The following is a 21,533-nucleotide window of genomic DNA, read 5'->3' as shown; positions in this document are numbered from 1 at the left end:
CTAACAAAATTAAGTCTCATGACACGCACCAGAAACAGCATAATATAACTAGATATTATCGAAAATTAATGGACCTGGATCTTGAACAGCGCCGTTACATTTAGTATCACCTAAACATCGCAACATGCTATGTTGACCCTACCGCTAGAATTCGTGGAGACAATGTGCTCAGCGCTTCGACACGGCAGAATCAGGCTTTAAATTTTTATTCCATTTCCACATAACGGAATTGTCAGAATATCGGATTTCCCATTAAATATTTGACAATCGATACCAAGTTGCTCAAAGACGTACTGGGAGGATGGCGCTGGCATAAAAATTGCTGGAAATTAGGCACAATCAACCCAGCATGGTAAACAGGAGGAAAGCGATGGACCTTGATAAGAACCATAAAGTACGTTTTTCTAGAGATGTACACTCCCAGGCACAAGTTATATCGCAGTGGCAGCAGCAATATGCGCAGATTTCTCGTGGCGTATTCAAGGGTGTCGGAATTGACCTATCGTTAGATCAGGCAGATTTTTACTTTGAGCAAATGAATAAGGCCACGTACCAGAAGGGCTGTATACCAGACAACTCAATCGGCCTCGTCGTTGCACTCAAATGTGATGAGCAGATGGCAACTTGCGGAAGATCAGTAAGCCAAGGGGACGTGGTACTGATATCAGGACGGTGCGGATACGAATTCAAAAGCGCGGAGAACATGAAGGCACTGATGATCAGCATCCGTAAGGGATCAGAACTCGAAAAACACTTAACAAATGATTTGCTTTTAAATCTTGAATCGTCACCGAGAGTGTTGGCAACAATCTGCGAACCAAACTTGAAAAGACTCGAAAATTCATTCTATCTGTCCAGCGATGCGAACACACACTCTGCCTCCACATCAGTCAACTTGATAGACGTATTCACCGACTCGCTATATGAATGGCGCAAACAAACGAACTCAACTAAATCCCACATCGAAAGCTACATCGTTAATCATTACTGGGAAATCATAAAAAGGGCTTACTCGATAATCATTTCCCAGCCTTATGAGATCCGTTCTATATCGCAACTGATTGATGAATTACACATTTCACGTGGAACGCTTCAAAACGCAACTCATCAAACGGTAGGTATGAAAGCCGCCGAGTTCATGAGAGCAATCCGGTTAAATCAAGTCCTGAAAAACATGTCATCAGGAGAATCGGTAACTACGGCTGCTACTAACTGGGGCTTTCTACACCTCAGCCATTTTTCCAGAGAATACAAAAAGCTATTTGGTGAACTACCTTCGCAAACACTAAAGGCAAAACTCGAAAATCTTTATACTAAACCTAAACATAGGTAAGTTAGGCTGGCAACCAGTCCAGCCTAACAACCTCTTAGCCAGTTTAATACACAGATTCAAACCCGCTCACACACCTGAACCAGCCGCAACGGCGATAAACATTTGAGATACAAACCGCGTGTTGCCCCAATCACAAATGTGCCTACCACCACCGCAACTATCGAAATATTTACAAAATTCCAACCTTGACTTCCTGTCAGGGCGGAAATATTCACAAGAGCTAGGTGCAGGAAACCAACAAGGCAGATCAAAGAGAGGTACGGTGCAATTTTGGAGTTCCACACCGGAACTGCGCGTGAATCCTTCCTGAAGAACAGAATGACTGAAAGAGCAGTTAGGGTAATGATGAGCATGTAACCCAGGGTACCTGCTGCAGACCCCCAAGTATATACCTCTTTGATAGGGTCGAGGTTGAATACAACCGAACCGACAACCAATGCCAAAGCCGTTAGAGTTTGTGTAAACGAAGCTCGATGTGGAGACCCATGAACATGGTGTACGTCAGAGAATCTTGGATTAATAACAGATGAACGGCCCAAAACATATTTATACCGAGCTATCACATTGTGATTTGCCAGTGCAGCGGAGAACAAGCTGGTAATCACCAGGATATTAGCTATATCTTGGGCAACCTTCCCCATATAATGACCTACAAAATCAATATACATATATTCTGTATTACTTAGCGCCTGCTTTACTACATCATCAACACCAACACCAATGATAGTAAGATAAAACGACACACAGTAAAGCACGACAATGATAATGATAGAGTAGTAGGTAGCCAGAGGTATCGTCCGATTCGGATCTTTGACCTCTTCTCGGTAAACGACTGTTGCCTCAAAACCTACAAAGCACAGCACGGTGAAGAGGATGCCAATACCAGGATTACCAGACATGAAGCTGGAGGGTAGTAGAGGAGTGGGATCCAGGCCTGCTAAGCCGTGCTGCCAAAAAACAACAATATCCGCAACAATTATGATAGCGATCTCCGCCACCAGTGCCACACCTAAAACCTTGGCGCTCGCCTCAATATTTCTGTAACCAAGGACACCGATAACTAGGATGATAGCACTGGTGTATATACTCCAGTGTAAATTCACATCCACCCAGCGCTCGACTGCATCCTTTACAAGAATAGATAAGAACACTTCAAGTGCGAGCAATACCAATGTATATGAAACCACAGCAACGGCTGCGCCGCCAATTCCTGTAACTGGCCCCATTCCCTTGAGAATATAAGCGTAGAATGCGCCTGACCCTTCAATATATTTGGACATAGCCACAAATCCAAATGCAAACAGAAGCAAAGCACAACCAACCACCACCGAAGTCATCGGAACACCGATACCGTTACCCAACCCGATCATCAGTGGCCCAGTACCAGCCATTACCGTCAAGGGAGCTGCTTGGGCTAGCACCATCAATACAACGCCCATCACACCAAGGCTGCCTTGCAAACCGGCCATCTTGTTTTGAGTTTCCATTATATTTCACCTTTAACCCTGCAACCGAAGCACTACGTCAGCTAGATAACAGTCCTGAACGCATGTATCGGATATAGAGCTGTTAGATAACGTTATTATTTTAAAATTTTTAGCACTGGCAGCTTTAAGGAAACACTTTGTTATGCAAATCTATTACTTTACACACTTGAACGGAAAGGATGGCCGCTCCACTTGAATGTAGACACTCTTTACTTGAGTATACTCTTTAAGAGCGTAAGCACCATTCTCCCTTCCTAATCCGGAATTTTTATACCCACCGAAAGGGAGTTCAGCAGGCACGACATTGTACGTATTTGTCCAGCAAACACCGGCCTCAAGGTTCTTCGTCATACGTAATGCGCGACTAATATCCTGGGTGAATACCCCAGCAGCCAATCCGAAAAGAGTGTCATTAGCACGGGCAAGCACCTCTTCCTCGGTTTCAAATTTCAAGATCGACATAACAGGGCCGAAAATTTCCTCTCGGACGATATCCATCTCGTCAGTGCAGTCACAGAACACTGTTGGGAATACAAAGCTACCACCCTCCAGCCCCTCAACAACGTATACACCACCACCTACAAGTAAAGTTGCGCCCTGCTGAACACCACTCTCAATGTACGAACACACCGAATCCCTATGCTGAGGAGAAATGAGCGAACCGATCTCGGTTTCCAAATCCATAGGATTGCCAACCTTGAGCGCTTTTGTAGCCTTAGCCACCTTCTCGCAAAACTCATCATAAATCGAAGCTTGGACGAACACTCGTGTTCCATTACAGCAGTTTTCACCTTGTGATGAAAAGTTTGAACACAGGGCCGCCTCCACTGCAACATCAATCTCAGCATCAGCAAAAATGATTAGCGGTGACTTCCCACCAAGCTCCAGAGTAGTTTTCTTCATCATTTGGGCGGTGCTAGCAGCTACCTTTAGACCGCTAGCGACTGACCCGGTGAATGAAACTTTAGCCACTTGCGGATGCTCAGCCAGGTATCGACCAACCTGACCATCACCTTGTACGACATTGAATACACCTGGCGGTAGACCAGCTTCGCTCAGTATCTCAGCGAACAAGACTGCATTAGAAGGCGTCATCTCAGATGGCTTAAATACCATTGAGTTTCCTGCTGCCAGGCACGGCGCCGCCTTCCAAGCTATGAGCTGGATTGGATAGTTCCACGCACCAATACCTACGCATACACCAAGCGGTTCGTGTCGCGTGTAAGCCATATTTGCCCCCAGATCATACTGCTGGGCATGTACTGTTGCCGCTTGCGCGCTCATGTACTCCAAGCAATCGATAGCCGATACTACGTCATCGGCCCTTGCTTCACGCAACGGTTTACCAGTATCAAGCACTTCAACTTCAGCAAGAACGTCTAATCGCTCACGCATCAACTGGGCCGCTTTACGCAGCACTGCCGCCCTCTGCCCCGGGGGAGTAACTGCCCACTTTTTAAAACCCTCGCTAGCCGCAGCAATAGCGTTATCGCAATCCTGCTCTGCTGCGAAACTAACCTTGAGCAATAACTCCCCGCTAGCCGGATAGAATTTATCAAAGAGCTTCCCGCCCCCTTCAACCTGAGCACCATTAATGTAATTCAGCACAGTTTTCATATAATTCACTCTTGTTGTATCAACGTTGTTTCGACTGCCAATTTTCGACAAATATTGGTTGCCGGGTTGCCGGGGCGATAGGCGCAATGCCCAACACATGATCCGCGCCTTTTTCTCCTATCATGATAGAAGGAGCGTTAATATTTCCCATTGGAACAAGCGGAATAATGGAAGAGTCTATGACACGTAGATTCATTAGCCCTACTACCCTGCATTCAGGATCAACCACGGTCATCGGATTAGCCGGATCGCCCATAACACAGGTTCCACAAGGGTGATACGCACTACCAGTATGCTCGAGGATGAACTGATCGATCTGCTCGTCAGTTTCATAACCGGCTCCCGGCAAAAGCTCTTCTCCAGCAAATTGATTCATAGCCGGCATCCCAATCACTTCCCTAGCGAGCCTAATACCATTGCGAATTTCTACAATATCATCTGGGTGATCGTAGAAATTATAATCAATGCTTGGTGATACATCGGGATCACTCGACTGAATGTGAGTTGATCCTCTGGAAAGAGGCCGAGCAGAAGCAACCATAATTTGGAAACCATGTTTCTGCTCAATGGCAGTACCATCATACTGTATGGCAGCCGGCATGAAGTGAAACTCTAAATTAGGATACTCAATACCCGCTCTATCTCGAATAAACGCACAGGCTTCGAAATGATTCGTAGCACCTAGACCTTCCTTGGTGAGCAGCCATTGAGCGCCAATGAATGCCTTTGATAGAACATTGTTGTGTTTATTGAGAGTGATTGGCTTTTTACAATGCCATTGCATGATCACCTCAGGATGATCCTGCATGTTTTCTCCGACGCCAGGCAATTCGTGCACTAGATCGATTCCGTTTCTTAGCAATACATCAGCTCTGCCAACACCGGAAAGCTCAAGTAATTTCGGTGTATTGATCGACCCTGCACAGAGAATAACTTCTTTATTCGCAAAAACTTCGAAGCTATCGCCCCCCTTAGAGTAAGCGACACCTCGAGCAGTTTTTTCCGAGATAATAACTTTATTTACCAACGCGTGCTTAATTAAGGTAACGTTTCCTGTCTCAAGAGCTGGTCGCAGATACGCGCTAGCTGTAGACCAACGACGACCATTATAAACTGTGCGCTCCATAGCGCCGAAACCTTCACCACATGAACCGTTATAGTCTTGGGTTCGATTGTATCCAGCTTCCACTCCTGCATCGATGAAGGCTTTGTACAAAGGGTTTTCCAGCGTACCTCTCGTTACATGCATTGGCCCATCTGTACCCCTCCATCCTTCTTCCCCGGCATGAGATTTTTCCATTCTCATGAAATAGGGAAGGACATTTTTATAAGACCAACCTTGGGCGCCTAACACTTCCCAACTGTCAAAGTCGCGCGCATGCCCACGCACATAGACCATACCATTAATTGAAGAAGACCCACCTATTACCTTACCGCGCGGACAGAAAAGCACACGATTTTTAAGATTTTTTTGCGGAACACTAGAATAATCCCAGTTATATCGCTTAATGCTCATCGAGACTTGAAGGGCTGAAGGCATCTGGAGAATAGGCCCCCAGTCACTTCCACCAGCCTCCAGAACCAACACTTTATGACCTGCAGCCGCTAGTCGGTAGGAAACAACCGCCCCTGCCGATCCTGAACCAACTATTACGTAATCATACTGACTAGTTTTTTTATTAAGCTCTGCGTTCACAATTATCACTCTACGAAATTCCTGAAGCGCTATAAGCGACCGCTTGAGTCACTTTGCCGGTAGCATCAGTATGATTTTCGAGAGAGGTGGTCACTATCCATTTTTAGCAAGCAAAGCACCGCACGTCCGCACCCAAGGAGCGGATTGAGAGCGCTTTGCGTTTGCGAACGCTTGCAGTTTCAGCGTCCATACACATGGCCTCGCCAAGGAGATCGACCGAATCCTGAGTGCGCGCAGGGCCGTCAGGAGCCGGGACAGAGCAGCTACCAAAGCACCGTATGATTCGGCTTTGAGGATGATGCCATGGCCCTTCTGATGCCAACCTGTTGCAGTAATTAAGGTGTCTATACGCTGTTCGGTAGCACTTCAGAACTCCACCACCATCCACCTTTCGCTAGCCGTAGAACCCGTCAGGGGCTCCGGCTTTACATTCCCAAAGCCGATGGCAGGCAACGCCCGTTGGGTATTGCTTCTTTGGAGGACAAGATCGTACAGCAGGCGGTTGTTACCGTTCTGAATGCGATCTATGAGGAAGACTTTCTTGGGTTCTCGTATGGGTTTCGACCGGGCCGCAGTCAGCACGATGCGCTGGATGCGTTAACGGTCGCGCTGAACAGCCAAAAGGTGAACTGGATACTTGATGCGGATATCACGTCGTTCTTTGATGAGATCGATCATGAGTGGATGCTGATGTTTCTAGGGTACCGGATTGCAGACCGGCGCTTGCTCGGGCATATCTGCAAGTGGCTTAAAGCAGGTGTCATTGAGGATGGCCGTAGGGTGGCTGCGACCAAGGGTACGCCCCAAGGCGCAGTGATATCGTCGTTGCTGGCGAATATCTATCTTCACTACGTGCTGGATTTATGGGCAAGGCAGTGGCGCGAGCGCCACGCTCGCGGTGATGTGATTGTCGTGCGCTACGCGGACGACAGTGTCGTGGGATTATCAGTTAGTCAACGTCCAGATCGCCCCCGCGCTGCACGCGACGGTCGGGGAAGCACTGCGCCACGTGCTCCAGCGTTCGGGCTACTCCCTCTGTCCCGACAGCCCTGCCGTGGCACGGTTGTTCCACCGCCCCTTGCCGGCCGTGCATCACGACCTCGGGCCGATCTCGCTGCTGGATGCCTTGACCATCGTTGGCGGCCCCGCCTGGCGCCTGGACATTGACCCGGTCGAGCGGAGCGTGTGCTACGCCCTGCGTCTGCCCCCGCCCGAACCACCCTTCTCGACACTGGAGACCGCACCATGAAGGTTCACCATTTTCAGGCCTTGGTAATCGGCGCCCTGTGCCTGGGTGCTGCCGTCCTCGCTGCCGAAAGCTACAACCAGCACCAACAACTGGCTGAACTGCAGACCGCCGCACGCAATGCGCCGGCCGCCCCCAGCCCGTCACTGCGTCGCGACATCGGCGAATTGCACACAACGCTGTCCACGCTGTCGCCACAAGTCGCGGCCCTGAAAGACGCCCAGCACCAGCACACCAGTGCACAGGCAACGCTCGGCCAGCAACTCGACGAATTGGCGGCGTCCGTCAGGATCCTGCAAGCGGTACCGCCAGGACCGAGCAGCGCCGATCTGACCACCCTGGCGCAACGCATGAGTGCGGCAGAAGCGGCACTCGGGAAGCTGTCGACCGCTCACAAGGTGCCGGCCGCCTCTGCATCCCCAGCGTCCCCCGTCAGCGATCAATCAAAAGCCAAGGCGCCGCAGCCGCCCTTCACCCTGCAGGGTATCGAGACGCGCGGCACCATCAGGTTTGTGACCGCATTGCCTGCCGGCACCCATGCACTGTCCACCGTGCACCTGCTCCAGCCCGGTGACAGCTTGAACGGCTGGCAACTGCGGGCGATTCGCGAGGGCCAGGCCGTGTTCCATGTCCCGGGCCACGGCGATCGCACCCTGCCCATCCCATGAGGAGGTGAACGTGTATAAGTTCTCCGCGGTTGCGCTCATCCTGTTGCCGACTTACGTGTTCGCCGACCAGGGCTCGAGTGTCGCCAAGCATGTCGACGCTCAGGTGCAGTTTAGCGAGCAGTCGCCACTATCACGGCAGGCATCTGCAGCAAACCAGGCCAAGGCGTGGGGCCTGACAGATGACGAATGGGCTACGTTTGAGCGCCTGCAGACCGGCCCTCGCCATTACTGGTCGCCACGGCTTGACCCGCTCACCACACTAGGTGTCGAGGCCGACTCGGATCAGGAGCGGCAGCGCTATGCCGAGCTGCAGGTCCGCCTGGAAGCCAGGCGTGCCGAGCGCGAACTGGCTTACCAGAAAGCCTACACCGCAGCCTGGGCGCGGCTATTCCCGGGTCTGCCGCCCGTGCAGGGGATGAGCGACGATGCCGGCCCATCGAGCAGCAGTCGTACGGCGTTTTTCGTGGAAGACCACTGCGCCGCCTGCGTGACCAGCCTCCAGCAGTGGCTACAGGGTGGTGCGCGCCTGGATGTGTACCTGGTCGGAAGCCAGGGCAACGATGAGCGCCTGCGCCAGTGGGCCAAGGCCGCAGGCATCACCGCCGCCCAGGTCTCCGGCGGACAGATCACCTTGAACCATGACCGCGGCCGCTGGTTTGCCCTGGGTACCAGCCGGCCCCTGCCAGCCCGCTATCAGCAGGTGGACGGAAAATGGCAGCGCATCGACTGATTCTCGCCCTGGCGATGGTCGGGGCGGGCAGCGTTCATGCAGGCACACTTCCGCCGCCGGCCTATCAATTGGCGGCCGCGCGTGCCGGTATCCCCGCCTCGGTGCTGTTCGCCATCGCCCTGCAGGAAAGTGGTACACCGCTGCGCGGACAGCTTATGCCCTGGCCGTGGACCCTGAATGTGGCGGGTTCCCCACTGCGGTTTGCCCGACGCGACCAGGCCTGTGCCGCACTGAGGGAAGCGCTCAGTCGCCACAATCCCAAGCGCATTGATGTCGGGCTGGGACAGACCAACCTGGGTTATCACCCGGACCGCTATGCCAACGCTTGCGATGCCCTCGATCCCCGCGCCAACCTCGCAGTCACCGCCGAGCTGTTGCGCGCGCACTATGCCGACACCGGTGACTGGGTTATCGCCGCGGGCCGCTATCACCGGCCTGCCGGTGGTCCTCCTGCGGCGCACTATCGCCGTCAGTTCACCCGTCACTGGCAGCGCGTCCAGCCCATCGCGACGGCACCCGGACTGACACAGCCATGAGCAGTTTACGCTGGGTGGCCCTGGCCCTCTGCACCTGGTTGGTGCTGACAGCGAGCGCTGAGTCCGGCAGTCCACCCGCTCCCACCACGCTGAACTGGGTGCTGCCAGTGCACAGCGCTCGCCTCTCGCCAGGCGCCGTGCTACCCAGGGCGTTGAGCCTGCCCGGCTCGACGCCGCTGTTCCTGGTAGGCCAGGACACCAGTTCCCTGGAGTGGCTGTCGCGGCACGCCCAGACGCTACAACAGCTAGGTGCCAACGGTTTGGCAGTCGAGGTCGACGACGCGCGCGCTGCGCCGTATCCAGACGGCAGCACCTGGGCTCAAAATCTGCCCGGTGAGTGGTGACGACATCGCCGAACGATTGGAGCTGGAGCACTACCCGGTGCTGATCACGCCCACCGGTCTGGAACAGTGAGGGCACTCCATGGGCGAACATGCGATGGAATCCCTACTGCGCCCAGCGGTGGAGCTGTACACCGTAGGTATCTGCGCCGGTGCCAGTGCCCTGTGTCTGCATTCACCCTGGGCCGTGGCCCTGTCGCCTGAGGTAGGGGCTGGCATGGCCCTGGCCTATACCGCGTTCGGCCTGAAGCGGCTCAACGAAGCGCGGATCGTCCTGCGCTACCGGCGCAATATCCGCCGCCTGCCGCGCTACTCGCTGACCAGCCGGCAGATTCCGGTGAGCGGCAAGCGCCTGTTCATGGGCCGTGGCTTTCGCTGGACCCGCCTGCACACGCAGCGCCTGCTCGAGGCTCAGGACCCGGCGCTGGCCCGCTATATCAACCAGTCGGCTGCCCACCTATGGGCGCGACGGATGGAACAGCTGCTGGAGAAGGCCCCACCGGTGCTGTCGCTGCTGCCTCTCCTGACCGCGTGGGACAGCCCGTTCAATCCGGTGCGTCCATTACCGCCGGTGGGCGGCTCGCCGTTGCTGCACGGCGTCGAACCGAAGGAGCAGGAAGCCAGTCTGCCGCTCCGCGAACGGGTCGGACATACCCTGGTGCTGGGCACCACACGGGTGGGCAAGACGCGCCTGGCCGAGGTGTATATCACCCAGGACATCCATCGACCGAGCCGCGAAGTGGTCATCGTCTTCGACCCCAAGGGCGATGCCGACCTGCTCAAGCGCATGTACGTCGAGGCCCGTCGCGCCGGCCGTGAGCACGAGTTCTATGTGTTCCACCTGGGCTGGCCGGAAATCTCTGCACGCTACAACGCCATCGGCCGCTTCGGGCGCATTTCGGAAGTGGCCACCCGGATCGCCGGCCAGTTGAGTGGCGAGGGCAATTCGGCGGCATTTCGCGAATTCGCCTGGCGCTTCGTCAATATCATCGCCCGGGCGCTGATCGAACTCGGCCGGCGCCCGGACTACCTGCAGATCCAGCGCCATGTGGTGAACATCGATGCGCTGTTCATTGAATACGCCCAGCACTTCTTCGCCCGCCATGATCCGCTGGCCTGGGAAGCCGTCGTGCAGATAGAAGGCCGCTTGAACGAGAAGAACATTCCGCGGCACATGGTTGGCCGGGAAAAGCGCGTGGTGGCCATCGAGCAGTACCTGACCGCCAAGCGCATTTTCGATCCAGTGATGGACGGCCTGCGTTCGGCCGTGCGTTACGACCGCACCTACTTCGACAAGATCGTGGCGTCCCTGCTGCCGCTGTTGGAAAAACTCACCAGCGGCAAGACCGCACAACTGCTGGCGCCAAACTATTCCGACCTGGACGACCCGCGGCCGATCTTCGACTGGCTGCAAGTCATCCGTAAACGAGGCGTTGTCTATGTCGGCCTGGACGCGCTATCGGATGCCGAAGTGGCGGCGGCCGTTGGCAACTCGATGTTCGCCGACCTGGTCTCCGTCGCCGGCCACATCTACAAGCACGGTATCGATCACGGCCTGCCAGGCTCCTCCAGCGCAGCGGACAAGGTACCGATCAACCTGCACGCCGACGAGTTCAACGAGTTAATGGGCGACGAGTTCATCCCACTGATCAACAAGGGCGGCGGTGCCGGTATCCAGGTCACCGCCTACACCCAGACCTTGAGAGATATCGAGGCGCGCATCGGCAGCCGGGCCAAGGCCGGCCAGGTCATCGGCAACTTCAACACTCTGCAGATGCTGCGCGTGCGGGAAAGCGCGACGGCTGAACTGCTGACCAACCAGTTGCCCAAGGTCAACGTGCAGACACGCACCTTGGTCTCCGGGGCGACGGACACCGCCGATCCTGATGCCCGTACTGACTTCACCTCGTCCTCGCAGGATCGGGTCACGACCACTGCCGTACCGCTGATCGAACCTGCGCACATTATCGCCTTGCCCAAGGGCCAGATGTTCTCGTTTCAGGAAGGCGGGCAACTGTGGAAGGTGCGCATGCCACTACCGAAGCCAGCCAGCGACGATGCGATGCCTGCGGATCTGCAGACCCTGGCTGCGCGCATGCGTGAGTCCTACAACGACAGTGCAGGCAGTTGGTGGACGAGCGCTGGCGGAGCCCCAACGGTGGACTTTGATCCTGAGAAGCCCCCACCGGGTCGTAACCACACACCATAAGAGCCCCTCCGGCAACCGAATTCTGTGGAGAATCTATGCCTACTCCTCCCGCTAGCCTACCAACGACACCAAGGCGCCCGGGGTTGCTCTTCGGTACGTTCGAGCTGTGCCTAAGCTTGCTGGGCCTGCTATTCGCTTCTCTGATCTTCTCCGTCGTGCTGGAGTTCGTGGGCATGCTGTGGTTCTGGCCCGAACAGGGTTGGCATCACAGTCATGCCATGTGGCTCACTGAGCTGGGATGGCTCAGCGATCACTTCAAAAATTCGCTGCTCGTGAAGGAACCCGCGCGAGCCACCGCCAAAGTCCTTCAGCACCTGAACGAATGGGTCGTGGTCCGCTCTGGCTGGGCGCATTCTGACACTCAACTGAGGCTCCTGAGTCAGGAAGTGTCGGTGCAGGGTCAGTTTGCTCAAGCCTATGTCGTGCTGCAGGACTACCTATTGGCCGCCCTGTTCACCATTTTCACCTTGGTCGTGCGTCTAACCATCCTCACCCTAGCCACACCACTATTCCTGCTCGCCATAATCACAGGCGCTGTCGATGGCTTGATGCGCCGCGACCTTCGCAAGTTCAGCGCCGATCGCGAGAGCAGCTATGTCTACCACCGAGCGAAGCGAGCCCTATTGCCCCTCATAATCAGCCCATCGATGATCTATCTCTCTTTTCCATCGTCTTTCGATCCTGTTTGGATACTGCTTCCCTCCGCAATTTTGTTGGGATGCACAGTTGCCATAACAACGAGCACATTTAAAAAATATATTTGAGTGTATAGTCGTCAATGCAGCATTTTGGATCTGTAAAGAATACCCCTTTTCGTTTTCCTCTTCTCACTAGTTAAGCCGGGTTAAGCATCGCTCCGTAGGCTGGTCTAAAGTGCAGTCCTGCTATGAACAAGCTGATTACGTCAGCCTCTATCGTTGTCCTTGGCGGGTCAGTCTCGATGCCATGCGTCTAGAGCACTTGCCTTGGGGAAGCTGGCAACCATTCTTGAAAACCCGCACCCGACTCCCCTCAGAAGCGTAGAACACCATACCGCCGGCCAGGTACTCCACATCGAAGGTGGCCGGCACATTGGCACCTTCAAGGAGGATTTTCACGGTGGCACGGCTTTCAATCCAGAACTCGCTGGAGGTTGGCTCGATGATAAGGAGCAGCCGCTTGGGAGCCCCATTGATAAATTGGAATTCTTGGCTGTTGTTCATTTAATTGCCTTCAAAGTGGTCTGACTCATCGCACAACTCCAACCTCTGCGCTGAGTCTGCGCGTGCCTCGTCTTACGGTCTCGAAGCAGAGCAAACCGCCTAATGCTGAGAATGCCATTAGCACAAGGAACATGCTGGTGGGTGCAGAGTAGGTAAGGAAGAACCCGCACAGAATCGGGCTGAGAGCGCCACCCAAGGCCGCGAGGTTTTGGGCGCCGTAATAGCTGCCACGAAGATGCTCTGGGGCGATGGTGTCGATGAACAGGTATTCGCCCGGCAGCACGATCATTTCACCCAGCGTGAATACAAACATTGCAATGCACCAACTGACGCTGTTCTCGGCGTACATGAAACCCAGTAGGCCACTGATGAAAAGCACCGAGCCGATGCCCATCCAGAATGCCAGGTGCTCTCGCTTGAGCAGGCGACCGAACTGATACTGCAAGACGATCACCGTGATCGCGTTACAAGCCAGCACCGCAGAGAGAATACTCATGGCATCGTCGGACGAATATTCAACCAGCAGATACTGCGACAGGTAGATGGTGAATCGGCCATGAACCACCGCATTGAGAAGGCTTCCCAGCGTGAACAGGATCAGGATGCGATCGCCTCTGAGGGTGGCTAACGTGGCGAGGAAGCTGGGAGGCTGAAGGGTGGCAGCTGCGTCTGAACGCTTGCTGGTGGGAACACCCTTCATCAGGAAGATGCTGAGAAAGGCGATGGCACTGGCTGTCCAGAAGGGGGCCATCGGCTGAACGCCAGCCAGGATTACGCCAAGCATCGGGCCAGTGGCATAACCGATATTGGTCAGGGTGTAACGCAGGGAAAAGGCCTTCGCTCGCTGCTCCACAGGCAGGTTGTCACTGAGAATGGCCTTGGAGCCAATGACGAACAATGCTGAGGCTGACTCGGTGATGATCAAGGCCAGCGCCGCGACATGCAGGTCATTGGCGAACGTCAACAGCAGGAATCCGATGGCGCCGGAAAGCATCGACAGGATGAGAAGCCGACGTTTCTCCAAACGATCCACTACGTAGCCGCCATACAGCCCCAGAAACGTACCAATGAACGCAGCAATGCCCACCAGCAGACCAACGTCATTCTGATTCAGCCCAAGCTGGGTGCTGATGAAAAGTGCCAGCAGAGGGCTTGTGACGGCGCGGCTGATAACGATGGTCAGCGAGCACACCATCAGGCGGCGAATGGCGAGCGGGTAAGTAGTCACAGAGATCATGCACGTCCTTGCGGTCATGGGTGGGGGCAAGACAACGCGGTGTTATCCGACCGAAAGCAATTCAGGAAGCTGCTCGGTGGTGTGCAGGTCTTCGAGGCTCAAAAGAAGATTGGCTAAGTGCGTGGCCTTCGGCAAAGGGAGCACGCGCACAGCCAAGCTATAAAATTTGTCCAACAGCGCCACATCGCTGATGGGGTTGCCTGGTGCGCCCAGCGCCAGCTCGACACACAGGCTGGCCTCGCGACCGTCATGAGTACGAAGGGTGACGATAGGTTCCCCGTCTTCGGACAGTGCGGAGTTCACGCTCAGGTGGATGCGCTCGAACCAGTGGCTAATCATCGAATGCTCGCGACACTTGTCTTCGTAAGCGTCCAGCCCTGCGTGGCCATAGGTGAGCCTCGCCGCGAGCGCATACGGTAGGCTCATTTGTGCGCTGGCCAGCGTTTCTATACGGGTATGGCCACACATGTCTTTGAGGAACGCGCACATCTCCACGCGCACCTCAGTGATCTCGTGAGGTGTGATCTCCAGTTGCTCCATGAGCAAACCCACAGCATCGATTGCAGCATGGGTGCCACGGCAGGAAGCATGGGGTTTGATGGAGCAACGCCCCAGTTTCCAGACCTTGCCCAGGGTTTCGTCCAAGGCTTGCGGTTCGGCATCGTCGCCAGCCAGGGTTTTAAGGAAGCCTCCCCACACGTCGTCGAACAAATAGGCCGGCCCAGTGATGCCTTGTTCGGCAAGCATGACCGCCAGCAAACCGCCTTCTGCTGCTCTGCCGGTATGCAGCTTTTTGGTTTGCGAGCCATCGTGGATGAACGCCCACAGTCCGCCGCTGAAACTGCCAGCGATGCCCAGTGCGCAGAGCGTCTGCGCCTGATCCAACCCGAAGATCCGCGCGCAAGCCGCTGCGGCACCAAAAACGCCGCAGGTGGACGTGGAGTGCCAACCGGCACCATTGTGTGCGGAGTAGCTCCCGCAGGCCTCGAGTACACGTCGGCCGACTTCATAGCCGATAACCACGGCCACCAGTAACTCTTTGCCGGAGACAGCCCTGTTGCTGGCCTGCAAGGCAGCCATTACGGCGGGCAACACAACAGCGCCGGAATGATCACAGCCACCGGCATCGTCCAGTTCCAAAGCATGGGCCGCTATACCATTCAACAAAGCTGCATTGCGTGGGCTGGCGCGGTGGTGGGTGCCCCAGAGCACGGTACTGCCTGAGGCTTCGTGCTGAATGAAAAGCTGGCAGGAGGCCTTGAATATGTCACTGGTGGCGCCCGCCAGAGTCGCCCCGAAGGTGTCCAGGATATGGCGTTTGGCTTTTTCTACCAGGGGCGGTGGTAGATCGTCGAACAGGGTCTCGACTACAAAACGGGCCAGTTTCTGTAGGCGCTCAGTCACAGTTGATGCTCCGTATAATGGCGTGCGTAAACAGCGGCAGGGTGGTCAAGGGGCAGCGCGGGGCCGGATTGCGCCCACCACTGCGCCACTTCTTCGGCAGTGGCGAACCAGACGTCCGGAAGCTGCTGAATCCCTTCCAGCAACTCGCGCAGGAGCCCGATGCGGCCCGGTGTTGCGATGATCTCCGGGTGCAGGCGCAGCACGTAGCAGAGGCCATAGCGATGAAACCCGGCGAAGTCCATCTGCAGGTTCTTCAGGGTGTGGCTGTAGGAGGCGATGCGCGATTGAGCGGGCGGCACTGCCGGGCTCAGGTTGAACGCGAAGTAGGGCTCGTCCTCCAGTTCGTAATGCAGGGGTAACTCAATTAACGGCGCGCCGCCGGGCGCCGACTGCAGGTGCGCATACGGCAGATCATCACCACGCAGGGACGACGACCAACGTATTCCTTGGCGGCGCATGGCTTCGGGGAAACCGGGAGCCCAATTGCCCGCAGGCACACGGAAACCTCGCGGCTTTTGCCCGCAGAGGCTGGCCAAGACGCTGCAGCCTCGCTCCAGTTCGAACGCCTGCTCGCAGAGGCTGAGCGAGTCATAGTCCTGATGTCGGTATCCGCAACAGGCGATTTCATGCCCGCCTTCGAGAATCGCATCGATCCGCTCAGGGTTCTGCTCGGCGACGATGCCGGGAATGCACCAAGAGCTACGAACCTGCAGATCGGCGAGGGTCTGCAGCAGGCGTGGCACACCACGTGTGGTGCCGTAGCGCCAGACTGACAGTGTTTTGTCCCGACCTGCGACAGCAGGTGCTTGGGTGAGAATGCCGTGGGTATCGTTGTAGTCGACGGTCACGACTACGGCGCAGCGGTAGGGTGCCGGCCAGACTGGCAGCTCAGTCATTTCCGTGCTCCTTGAGCGTCCATTGGGCAACGTCGCGGCAGGTGGAGAACCAGACATCCTGACGTTGGCGCATATGTTCGAAAAGCTGCTCCAACAGTAAAAGCCGGCCAGGTTTTCCGGTGATCTTCGGATGCAACAGCGTGGTCAAGCACAGACCTTCATCCATGGCACCGTCGAACTCGCGGCACCAGTTGTCGAGGGTCAGCTCATAGCTCGCCGTCCGGTCCAGACCGCAGGGAAAGTCTGGGCGCTTGGTGTAAGCCAGGGAGGCGTAATCGTCGAGCTCCCAGTGGCCTGGGATTTCCACCAGCGGGCGAGCGTGGCCGGCAACGTTGATCAAATAGGGGCGATCATCGCCGCGCATACTACTGGAGTAGGTCACGCCGGCCTCCAGGAGCACTGCTGGGGTTTGGGCGTGCCAATCGCCGGAAGGGGTACGAAACCCTTCTGCACGCACGCCCAGCACGTTCCAGAAAACTTCCCGGCACTTGTCCAGCACTTGGCGTTGTACTTGCGGCTCCAGCGCAAAAAAGGATTCGTGCCTGTAGCCGTGGTAGGCCACCTCATGTCCCCTTTCGACAATCGCTTGGCACTGTCTGGGCCAATTCTCCACCACCCATGCGGGCACGAAGAACGTTGCCGGTATGCGCACGGCATCAAGCAGATCGAGGATACGTGGCAGGGCGCGATAGGGCCCGTAACTGCCAAAGCCGAAATATTCGGGCTTGCGCCAGATCGATCCGTCGAGCATTGCATCGCCGGTCGGACCGTCGACGTCGAAGGCCAGGGCCATGCAGGCCCTGCTTTCGCCGGGCCACTGAAGTGTTGTCGGAGAGGACATGGGTGGGCTCTTGGTTACTGGCCGTTGATAGTCACGCGCTCGACAGCGCCTTTCTCAAGGTCCCACTTCTTCAGGATGGCGTGGTAGCTGCCGTCGGCGATCATGCTTTGCAAAGCCTCGGCCACGGCTTTCGTCAGTTCAGGGTTGGCATTGCTCACGCCGAGCCCGGTGAACTGGGTGGAAATGGCAGGGCCCAGGGTCTTAAGGGAGTTTTTGTCCAGGGACATGATGTAGGGCAAGGTCTCACTGCCCTGCATGGCGGCGTCTATGCGACGTTGACGAAGTTGAGTACGAGCATCAGCGCTCCCTTCTGATCCCATCACAACAACCGCGGGCTTTCCTGCTGCTTCGCAGTTCGCTTTGCTCCACTCAGCGATCTCGTCTGGCCATGTTGTGGCTCGGCTCGTCCCCACTTTCTTCCCGCACAAGTCGGTTGTCTCGTTGAGGTCGGTGCGGCTCTGCAGGGTGTAAAACTGTGGTCCACTGACGAAGTAGTCAACGAACGTGATCGCCTTTTGCCGCTCCTTGGTGTCGGTCATGCCGGACAGGATGATGTCAACACGTTTTGTAGTCAGCGCGCTGATCATCTGTTCGAACGAGGTTTCCTGCCACTTTATCTTCACGCCAAGGCGCTCAGCCAGTGCGGTGCCCAGGTCATAGTCGAAACCGGTCAGCTCGTTGGTGGCCGGGTCTCTGAAGTCCATCGGCGGATAGTTGGGCTTGATCGCTGCAACGATTTCGCCTTTGGCTTTGATGGCTGCGGGGAGTTCTGCGGTTGCCTGTGCACAAACGGCAATGCCCATCAGTACGGAGGAGAGGATCAGCTTTTTCATGTACGACGTTCTCTTGAATTATTATTGGCGCCTAGGCGCGAACGGCAGAAATGAAGTTTTGAGTGCGTGGATTTTGTGGGGTTAACAGCACCTCTTCTGGGCTTCCGACCTCCACGACTTGGCCGGCATCCATGAACACCACGCGATTGGAAACCTCGCGGGCGAAACCCAGTTCGTGGGTTACAACAACCATGGTCATCCCCGTTTTAGCGAGATCACGCATGACCGAGAGCACCTCACCGACCAATTCCGGGTCGAGTGCGGAGGTGGGCTCGTCGAACAACATCAGCTTTGGCCGCATGGCCAGCGCCCGAGCGATGGCAACCCGCTGCTGCTGACCGCCGGAAAGCTGGATCGGGTAGTGATCGCGTTTATCAGCCAGCCCGACACGCGCCAGCAACTCAATGGCACCCTCTGTGGCCTCCTTGGGCGAGCGCTTCAAAACCTGGCACGGACCTTCAATGATGTTCTCCAGCACGGTCAGGTGCGGAAACAGGTTGAAGCGCTGGAAGACCATCCCGGTAACCAGGCGTTGGCGGGCGATCTGGGTCTCGTTCAGCTCGTAGAGCTTGCGGCCTACCATGCGGTAGCCCACCAGTTCGTCATCGACCCAAAGTGCGCCACTATCGACTTTTTCCAACTGGTTGATGCAGCGCAAGAAGCTGCTCTTGCCCGAGCCAGAAGGGCCGATGACACAGAGCACTTCACCTTGTTCGATTTCCAGGTTGATGTCTTTGAGGGCGTGGAAATCGCCGTAGTGTTTGTTCAGGCCGACGGCCTTGACGATGCTTCTCATAGGGATATCTCTCTGTGCGTGGCCGGTTAGGAGCGCTTACCTGCGCCTTTGGCAAAGTGACGTTCCAGGCGGCTCTGACCAAACGACAGGACAGTGACGACGGCGAGGTACCAAATACCCGCGACGATCAGCAGTTCCATTACGCGCGCGTTGGCGAAATAGATGTTCTGGGCGTTGTGCAGCAGTTCGGAGTACTGAATGACACTGGCCAGACTGGTCATCTTCACCATGCCGATGAACTCGTTACCCACTGGCGGGATGATGATCCGCATGGCCTGCGGCAAAATGATCCGTTTGAGTGCCTGAAGGCGCGGCATGCCGATGGACTTCGCAGCCTCATACTGGCCGGTGTCGACGGAGAGCAGGCCGGCGCGCACCACTTCGGCGGTGTAGGCGCCTTGGTTGATGCTCAGGCCGAGCAGGGCCGCAACAAATGGCGTCATCACACTCACAGTGTCGATCTGGAAGACGCCGGGAATGCTGATGACCGGGAAGATCAACGCAAGGTTGAACCAGAGTAAAAGCTGCAGAATCAGCGGTGTGCCGCGGAACAGCCAGGTGTAACCCAGGGCGACGTACTGCAGAATGGGGTTTTGCGACATTCTCATGATCGCCGTGATGACCCCGAAGATGATCCCCAGCGTCATGGCGAGCAGGGACATCAGAATGGTGTTCATCAGGCCGAACAGAATCGCTTTGGACGTCAGGAACTGGCCGACATAGGACCATTCGATCTGACCTTTGGCGAAGGCATTCCCAAGGCCGATTAACAGGACCACGAGCAATGTGGCGAAGAACATGCGCCCGTAGTATCGGCGTGGCACGTGTTCGTAATGGGCGATGTCGAATTGGTTTTCCTGTTGCTTGCGCTCGGCGGCAAGACGTTGTGCTTGTAATTGACTCATGGTGTTGCTCCGAAGGCAGCACTGGAGGGCTGCGGCTAATCGGTCGATCTGGAAAGCACTACCCTGGGGTCGCGCTCCGTTTGGGCAAAACTCAGATGCGTGGGCCGGTGTAGTTGGCCGTCCACTCGCGCTGACCTTCCAAGGCCGATTTCAGCCGGGTGATTTGCTCCCGGACACGCTCTGGCGCTGTGCCGCCCCAGCCACTGCGAGCGGCGATGGCAGCCTCCAGAGTCAGGCTCTGCTTCACATCGGGGGTCAGTCGCCCATCGATGTCCGCCAACATGCTCGGGCTGGCTTCCCACAACTCGATGTCTTGCTCTTCACAGGCTCGTACCAGAGCACCGGTGATCTCGTGAGCTTCTTTGAAGGGCACGCCGCGTACCGCCAGCCAGTCGGCGACCTCGGTGGCCAAGGTGAAGCCCAGCGGCGCCTGGCGGCGCAGTTCGTCTGTGCGTACGCGCATGGTGCGGACCATACCCGCCATGGCGGGCAGGACCAGGCTCAGGGTTTCGACAGTGTCCAGGACTTCGTTCTTGTCTTCGGCAAGGTCCCGGTTGTAGGAAAGCGGCAGAGATTTCAGCGTAGAGAGCAACCCAGTCAGGTTGCCGATCAGACGGCCAGCCTTGCCGCGGGACAGCTCGGCGATATCCGGGTTCTTCTTCTGCGGCATGATCGAGCTACCGGTGGCATACGCGTCATCCAGGTCGACCCAGCGGAACTGGCGAGAGGACCACAGGCAAAACTCTTCCGATACTCGGGAAATGTTGATGCCCAGCATAGCGGTCACGAACAGGAATTCAGCGACATGGTCGCGGCTGGCCACGGCATCGATGGAGTTTTCACAGGGCGCGGTGAACCCCATCTCAACGGCGGAATGCTGAGGCTGACGGGCGATCGCCGAACCTGCCATGGCCGCTGCTCCCAGGGGCGACAGCGCAGTGCGCGCATCCCAGTCGACCAGGCGCTGGATGTCACGCAGCATGGCTTGAGCGTGCGCCAGCAACTGATGAGCAAAGGTAATCGGCTGGGCCTGCTGGAGGTGGGTAAAGCCAGGGCAGATGGTTTCGACGTGCTGTTCAGCTTGCTCAACCAAGGCGTCTTGCAGGTCCAGCACCTGCGATGCCAACTTGCGGGCGTGGTCACGCAGGAACAGCCGCAGATCATTGGAGGCTTGGTCATTGCGAGAGCGACCGGCGCGGATCTTGCCGCCAAGCGGCCCCAGGCGCTCAGTTAGCACGCGCTCGAGGAAGGTGTGCACGTCTTCGTCATCCAGCGAAGGGCTGAGCCGGCCGCCGCGAAATTCTTCTTCGATGGTATTGAGCGCTTCGAGCATGCGCTGGGTTTCAGTCTCGTCCAGCAACCCTGCACGTTGCAGTTCGCGGGTGTGTGCTCGAGAGCCTGCCAGGTCGTATGGGGCGAGCTGGAAGTAGCGCTCAGGGCAACGCGAGAGGGCTGCCAACGCCTCCGAAGGACCACTCTTGAAACGAGCACCCCAAAGGCGATCAGTAGGTTGAGTCATTATTATTGTTCCTCACTTTTTGAAATAGAACGGGCGA

19 protein-coding genes and 2 pseudogenes are annotated in these 21,533 nt (G+C 56.2%); 9 read left to right on the top strand and 12 right to left on the bottom strand.

All coding sequences use genetic code 11. The features are described 5' to 3' along the window. Nucleotides 1-370 precede the first annotated feature (370 nt). On the top strand, nt 371-1,333 hold the full coding sequence (locus tag RIN61_RS23860) for a helix-turn-helix domain-containing protein (RefSeq protein WP_313854546.1): 963 nt from the start codon (nt 371-373) through the stop codon (nt 1,331-1,333). A 56-nt stretch (nt 1,334-1,389) separates the two neighbouring features. Here the strand turns inward: RIN61_RS23860 and RIN61_RS23855 are convergent, their stop codons facing one another. The 3 genes from RIN61_RS23855 to RIN61_RS23845 form a co-directional block, all read right to left on the bottom strand. Beyond that, nucleotides 1,390-2,820, bottom strand: coding sequence for an APC family permease (locus tag RIN61_RS23855; RefSeq protein ID WP_258641792.1), 1,431 nt, complete (start codon nt 2,818-2,820; stop codon nt 1,390-1,392). A 153-nt stretch (nt 2,821-2,973) separates the two neighbouring features. After that, on the bottom strand, nt 2,974-4,437 hold the full coding sequence (gene betB, locus RIN61_RS23850; protein ID WP_186556059.1) for a betaine-aldehyde dehydrogenase: 1,464 nt from the start codon (nt 4,435-4,437) through the stop codon (nt 2,974-2,976). Nucleotides 4,438-4,456: 19 nt separating this feature from the next. Then, nucleotides 4,457-6,142, bottom strand: a complete 1,686-nt coding sequence (locus tag RIN61_RS23845) for a choline dehydrogenase (protein WP_313854542.1) — start codon at nt 6,140-6,142, stop codon at nt 4,457-4,459. Nucleotides 6,143-6,484: 342 nt separating this feature from the next. On the opposite strand from RIN61_RS23845, the pseudogene RIN61_RS23840 reads away from it, so the two are divergent. The 8 genes and pseudogenes from RIN61_RS23840 to RIN61_RS23800 all read left to right on the top strand — a co-directional run. Beyond that, nucleotides 6,485-7,063 (top strand): annotated as a pseudogene (locus RIN61_RS23840) (reverse transcriptase domain-containing protein); the annotation flags it as partial. A gap of 1 nt (nt 7,064) precedes the next feature. Continuing rightward, the gene (gene pilL2 / locus RIN61_RS23835; RefSeq protein ID WP_313854540.1) at nt 7,065-7,382 is read left to right on the top strand and encodes a PFGI-1 class ICE element type IV pilus protein PilL2; all 318 of its coding nucleotides are present in this window, start codon (nt 7,065-7,067) and stop codon (nt 7,380-7,382) included. Continuing rightward, nucleotides 7,379-8,047 carry a hypothetical protein gene (locus tag RIN61_RS23830; protein WP_313854538.1) on the top strand — a complete coding sequence of 223 codons (669 nt, stop codon included), beginning with the start codon at nt 7,379-7,381 and terminating at the stop codon, nt 8,045-8,047. Before pilL2 ends, RIN61_RS23830 begins: the two co-directional genes overlap by 4 nt. A gap of 55 nt (nt 8,048-8,102) precedes the next feature. After that, the gene (locus RIN61_RS23825; RefSeq protein ID WP_390899152.1) at nt 8,103-8,777 is read left to right on the top strand and encodes a TIGR03759 family integrating conjugative element protein; all 675 of its coding nucleotides are present in this window, start codon (nt 8,103-8,105) and stop codon (nt 8,775-8,777) included. Continuing rightward, entirely contained in the window at nt 8,759-9,313 is a 555-nt protein-coding gene (locus tag RIN61_RS23820) for a lysozyme family protein (protein WP_313854534.1), read from the top strand. Before RIN61_RS23825 ends, RIN61_RS23820 begins: the two co-directional genes overlap by 19 nt. Next, a pseudogene (locus RIN61_RS23815) lies at nt 9,310-9,727 on the top strand (integrating conjugative element protein). Before RIN61_RS23820 ends, RIN61_RS23815 begins: the two are co-directional and overlap by 4 nt. 9 nt (nt 9,728-9,736) lie before the next feature. Continuing rightward, nucleotides 9,737-11,863, top strand: coding sequence for a type IV conjugative transfer system coupling protein TraD (gene traD, locus RIN61_RS23805; protein ID WP_313854532.1), 2,127 nt, complete (start codon nt 9,737-9,739; stop codon nt 11,861-11,863). Between the two features lie 35 nt (nt 11,864-11,898). Further along, complete coding sequence (locus RIN61_RS23800; protein ID WP_313854530.1) at nt 11,899-12,627, top strand: TIGR03747 family integrating conjugative element membrane protein; 729 nt, start codon at nt 11,899-11,901, stop codon at nt 12,625-12,627. Nucleotides 12,628-12,774: 147 nt separating this feature from the next. Here the strand turns inward: RIN61_RS23800 and RIN61_RS23795 are convergent, their stop codons facing one another. The 9 genes from RIN61_RS23795 to argH form a co-directional block, all read right to left on the bottom strand. Continuing rightward, nucleotides 12,775-13,065 carry a hypothetical protein gene (locus RIN61_RS23795; RefSeq protein WP_186556062.1) on the bottom strand — a complete coding sequence of 97 codons (291 nt, stop codon included), beginning with the start codon at nt 13,063-13,065 and terminating at the stop codon, nt 12,775-12,777. Between the two features lie 25 nt (nt 13,066-13,090). Beyond that, a complete protein-coding gene (locus RIN61_RS23790; RefSeq protein ID WP_186556137.1) occupies nt 13,091-14,293 on the bottom strand; it encodes an MFS transporter in 1,203 nt (400 codons plus the stop codon). A 51-nt stretch (nt 14,294-14,344) separates the two neighbouring features. After that, nucleotides 14,345-15,706, bottom strand: a complete 1,362-nt coding sequence (locus tag RIN61_RS23785; RefSeq protein ID WP_186556063.1) for an MmgE/PrpD family protein — start codon at nt 15,704-15,706, stop codon at nt 14,345-14,347. After that, nucleotides 15,703-16,602 (bottom strand): polysaccharide deacetylase family protein, encoded by a 900-nt coding sequence (locus RIN61_RS23780; protein WP_186556064.1) that lies wholly within the window; start codon nt 16,600-16,602, stop codon nt 15,703-15,705. Before RIN61_RS23780 ends, RIN61_RS23785 begins: the two co-directional genes overlap by 4 nt. After that, on the bottom strand, nt 16,595-17,443 hold the full coding sequence (locus RIN61_RS23775; RefSeq protein ID WP_186556065.1) for a polysaccharide deacetylase family protein: 849 nt from the start codon (nt 17,441-17,443) through the stop codon (nt 16,595-16,597). The genes RIN61_RS23780 and RIN61_RS23775 overlap by 8 nt, the downstream gene beginning before the upstream one ends. Before the next feature lie 14 nt (nt 17,444-17,457). Continuing rightward, on the bottom strand, nt 17,458-18,276 hold the full coding sequence (locus tag RIN61_RS23770; protein ID WP_186556066.1) for an ABC transporter substrate-binding protein: 819 nt from the start codon (nt 18,274-18,276) through the stop codon (nt 17,458-17,460). Between the two features lie 31 nt (nt 18,277-18,307). Beyond that, nucleotides 18,308-19,072: an amino acid ABC transporter ATP-binding protein gene (locus tag RIN61_RS23765; protein ID WP_186556067.1), complete on the bottom strand. Its 765-nt coding sequence runs from the start codon at nt 19,070-19,072 to the stop codon at nt 18,308-18,310. 26 nt (nt 19,073-19,098) lie between these two features. Then, a complete protein-coding gene (locus RIN61_RS23760) occupies nt 19,099-19,977 on the bottom strand; it encodes an amino acid ABC transporter permease (RefSeq protein ID WP_274094579.1) in 879 nt (292 codons plus the stop codon). A 91-nt stretch (nt 19,978-20,068) separates the two neighbouring features. Next, nucleotides 20,069-21,496: an argininosuccinate lyase gene (argH, locus tag RIN61_RS23755; protein ID WP_313854524.1), complete on the bottom strand. Its 1,428-nt coding sequence runs from the start codon at nt 21,494-21,496 to the stop codon at nt 20,069-20,071. Nucleotides 21,497-21,533 lie beyond the last annotated feature (37 nt).

Source organism: Pseudomonas inefficax (assembly GCF_032164165.1).
GTDB classification, from domain to species: Bacteria; Pseudomonadota; Gammaproteobacteria; order Pseudomonadales; family Pseudomonadaceae; genus Aquipseudomonas; species Aquipseudomonas inefficax.
The sequence above is the reverse complement of the archived record's forward strand: the minus strand, read 5'-3'. Positions and strand labels throughout refer to the sequence as shown.